The sequence below is a fragment of the Pseudarthrobacter sp. NPDC055928 genome, from assembly GCF_042270935.1.
In the GTDB taxonomy this organism is placed as follows: domain Bacteria; phylum Actinomycetota; class Actinomycetes; order Actinomycetales; family Micrococcaceae; genus Arthrobacter.
Map to the genome: position 1 here is coordinate 1 of NZ_JBHJZH010000047.1, position 1543 is coordinate 1543.

Genomic DNA, 1543 nt, shown 5'->3' on the forward strand with positions numbered 1-1543 from the left:
GTGACGGCGCGGTCGGTGCGCAGGGCGCCGGCGTGGGGGTCGTAGACGGCGATGTCGTCGGGGCGGAGGTTGTGTTGGGGGTAGCGTTCGGCCATTTCCTGGTGGTTGAGGATGTGGTGGTCGGCGTGGTTGGTCCTCGTGGTTTCGAGCAGGGCTGTGAGGTAGGGGCCGTTTTGGGTGCCGATGGAGAGTCCGCCGCAGCGGGTGAGGATGTGCTGGCCGGTTTCGGCTTCGAGTTCGGCCCAGAGATCCCGGGAGCGTTCCAGGATGGGGTAGAGGTTGGGGTTGCCGCGGTAGAGCATGCGGAAGAGCCGGGTGTCGCCGCCGACGGCGCTGCGGGCGTGGGCGGGGGTGTGTGCTTCGAAGCCGGTGACGGAGTCGGTGAGGCGGGAGGCTTGCCAGAGGGCCATGGATCCGATGCTGCCCAGGCCGATGACGGCGAGTTTTCCGTCCATGGTTAGAGGACCTGTTCCAGGAAGGCCTGGGTGCGGGCTTCCTTGGGGTTGGCCAGGACTTCGCGGGCGTCGCCGCGTTCGACGATGTAGCCGTCGTCCATGAAGATCAGGGAGTCGGCGACTTCGCGGGCGAAGCCCATTTCGTGGGTGACGACGACCATGGTCATGCCTTTTTTGGCGAGTTGTTTCATGACGGCGAGGACTTCGCCGACTTTTTCGGGGTCCAGGGCGGAGGTGGGTTCGTCGAAGAGCATGATTTCGGGGTCCATGGCGAGGGACCGGGCGATCGCGACGCGTTGTTGTTGTCCGCCGGAGAGTTGGACCGGGTAGTAGTCTCCGAATCCGGCCAGGCCGACGCTGGCGAGCAGTTCGTGGGCGCGTTTGGCTGACTCTTTCTTGTCCGCCTTTTTGACCAGGACGGGACCGGACATGATGTTCTCGTGGGCGGTCATGTTGGGGAAGAGGTTGAAGGATTGGAAGACCATGCCCACCCTGGTGCGCTGTTCGGCGAGTTTTTTGGGGGGCAGGGCGTGGTAGGCGGTGTCGGTTTCGTAGTAGCCGAAGTCTTCGCCGTTGACTTTCAGGACTCCGGTGTCCACTGTTTCCAGGCCGTTGATGCAGCGCAGGACGGTGGATTTGCCGGAGCCGGACGGGCCGATGATGCAGCAGATCTCTCCGCTGGCGATCTCGAGGTCGATGTCTTTGAGGACTGTTTTGGGTCCGAAGGATTTGCGGATTTTCTGGGCGAGTATGGTGCCGTCGTTGCTCATCGGGCGATACCTTCCGGGTCTGTCAGCACAACGGGTTTGGCCTTCCGGGGGAGCCGGGAGGTTGAACGTGAGTATTTTTGTTCGAGCTTGGATTGCGGGTAGCTCAGCAGCAGGGTCATGACGAGGTACCAGAGGCTGGCGACGAGCAGCAGCGGGATGGTCTCGTAGGTCCGGGCATAGATGAGCTGGGCGCTTTGGAGCAGTTCGGCAACGCCGAGGACGCTGACCAGCGAGGTTCCCTTGAACATGCCGATCACCTGGTTGCCGGTTGCCGGGATGATCGAGGGCATCGCCTGGGGGATGATGACCTTGCGCATC

Annotated in this window: 3 protein-coding genes; all 3 read right to left on the reverse strand. The window is 62.9% G+C overall.

What is annotated here, in order from left to right; all coding sequences use genetic code 11:
• Positions 1-455 (reverse strand): FAD-dependent oxidoreductase (locus ACFC25_RS22675; RefSeq protein WP_376049353.1); only part of this gene is annotated, 455 nt, incomplete at its 3' end.
• Between the two features lie 2 nt (positions 456-457).
• Positions 458-1225: an amino acid ABC transporter ATP-binding protein gene (locus ACFC25_RS22680; protein WP_337349257.1), complete on the reverse strand. Its 768-nt coding sequence runs from the start codon at positions 1223-1225 to the stop codon at positions 458-460.
• The coding region (locus ACFC25_RS22685; protein WP_376049356.1) for an ABC transporter permease subunit at positions 1222-1543 on the reverse strand (322 nt) is incomplete at its 5' end. The genes ACFC25_RS22685 and ACFC25_RS22680, both read right to left, overlap by 4 nt.